This window comes from Oligella ureolytica DSM 18253 (assembly GCF_000373745.1).
Taxonomy (GTDB): domain Bacteria; phylum Pseudomonadota; class Gammaproteobacteria; order Burkholderiales; family Burkholderiaceae_B; genus Oligella; species Oligella ureolytica.
In genome coordinates, this window is sequence record NZ_KB892356.1 from 1 (window position 1) to 2,046 (window position 2,046).

The 2,046-nt window shown below is 49.6% G+C and carries 1 protein-coding gene; it reads left to right on the top strand.

The genetic code is table 11. From position 1 onward, the window contains the following. Positions 1-120: 120 nt before the first annotated feature. Positions 121-1,731 carry a VWA domain-containing protein gene (locus B092_RS16070; protein ID WP_280513167.1) on the top strand — a complete coding sequence of 537 codons (1,611 nt, stop codon included), beginning with the start codon at positions 121-123 and terminating at the stop codon, positions 1,729-1,731. Positions 1,732-2,046 lie beyond the last annotated feature (315 nt).

Sequence of the window (2,046 nt, forward strand, 5' to 3'; positions counted from 1 at the left end):
GATGCCTTGGATCTGGCCTTTGGCTTTGTGGTCCATGATGGCACGGCGGACAGTGCGCCACAAACGCTGACGGTGAGCGTGGAAGATGACAGTCCATTTGTTTCCACGGTGTTCGAGACTGTGGGGGTATCTAATACCTTTTATGCCAACGTGATGATCAGTCTAGATGTCTCGGGCAGTATGGCATGGAATTCTGGCGTTCCAGGGAAGTCACGTCTGGAAGCAGCAGTCGAAGCCATTAACGTCATGCTTGACACATACCAAGCGCAGGTGGATGCGGCAACCGAGGGCGAAGTTAGGGTGAACCTAAGCACATTCGAATCTAGGGCGTCTCAGGTTTCGCCAGGGTGGGTTACTATTGCTGATGCCAAGAACCTGCTGAGTGGGCTTACGGCAAATGGTGGCACCAACTATAGGGCGGCTTTGAATGAGTTATTAGACAATTTTGATGGAAGCGAGTATCCAACCAAACCTCCGCTGACAGGATTGAATGTCAATAATCTTTCGTATTTCATGAGCGATGGAGAGCCGAATCGGGTTAGAGAAGTAAACGCGGCACTAAAAACACAATGGGAAAACTTCCTGAAAGACCATCAAATTAAGTCTTACGCACTAGGTTTTGGCGAGGCAGTTAATGCTAAGCAGTATTTAGACCCAATTGCCTATGATGGTACAACTGGTGTTGACGATAATAACATGGCCATTATAGTTACGGACATGAATCAGCTTGGTTCTATTTTGGCAGGCACCGTACCACAAGCAGAGAAAGTGGACAGTAGTGTCATCAAGCGCTCTTTGATTGATGTTGATGTGGTAACTGGCTTTGGCGCTGACGGTGGTTATGTTTCTGAGGTGTATGTTGGAGACAAGACCTTCACAAGTACGAAGGAGGGTGTGATCAGTGGCCCTAGTGGCGGTGGCTGGACCCATGAGAATGGGATACTGACAGTTCAACTTGATGGAGGTGGCGAACTGGTGGTAGAAATGACCGGTAAGAACCCCAATGGTAATGTGACCTACACGCCACCAAAGAGTGTGTCCAATCACGATCCGGTGGTGTTCGGTTTCCAAGTCACGGACAATGATGGCGACTCCATGAGCAACACGATGGTAATTGATACCTCTGGGTTACCTATTGCCAATGCAACAATCCAAGGCGATGTGACGATCGACACGTTGGATGGTACCAACGGCAATGACATCATCGATGGTGGTGCTGGTGACGACATCTTGAACGGTAACGGTGGAGATGACTACCTGTATGGTGGCCTAGGTAACGACATCCTAAACGGTGGTGCTGGCGATGACCATCTATACGGTGGTCAGGGCAACGATACGCTTAATGGCGGTGACGGTGACGACTACCTAGTTGGTGGTGCTGGTAACGACACCTTGACGGGTGGCGCGGGTGCAGACCAGTTTGTCTTTATTGCGCCGTTAATGCCTGATGGCAGTAACGTGGATACTGTGATGGACTTCAGTTTTACGCAAGGTGACAAGCTGGTGTTGAGCTCATTGGTCTTCACGGGGCTGGTTAAGGACGGTACGGTGAACCTAGTCAATGGTACTGAAGCGACCGACGCCGTGCCAACTGTGTTGTACGACAGTTCGACAGGCGCATTATCCTACGACGCTGATGGCTCAGGTAGCGGTGTGGCGGTGCACTTTGCAACGCTACACGAGGATAATAGACCAACGGAGTTGATATCGACCGACTTCATCATCATCTAACCCTGCTTACACTCAGTTCGCTACTGTAACACAGTGGCGAACTGGGCAACGCAGACTACTATCAACACAGCGCTGTAAGTGTCTGGTGCATGTTGATTACTACAAAATGAACGCAGCCCCGATTAAAACGGGGCTGCGTTCATTTCAAGGTCAATCGCTGTACACCAGACGTAAGCGTCCGGTGAACACATGTATTCATTCCTCCTAAAGTAAGCGTCCGGTGTAAGCGTCCGGTGAACACATGTATTCATTCCTCCTAAATTGCGCGACACTAAGGTTTTGTGTATGTTAGGAGAAATCAATGCCGTCTTTAAT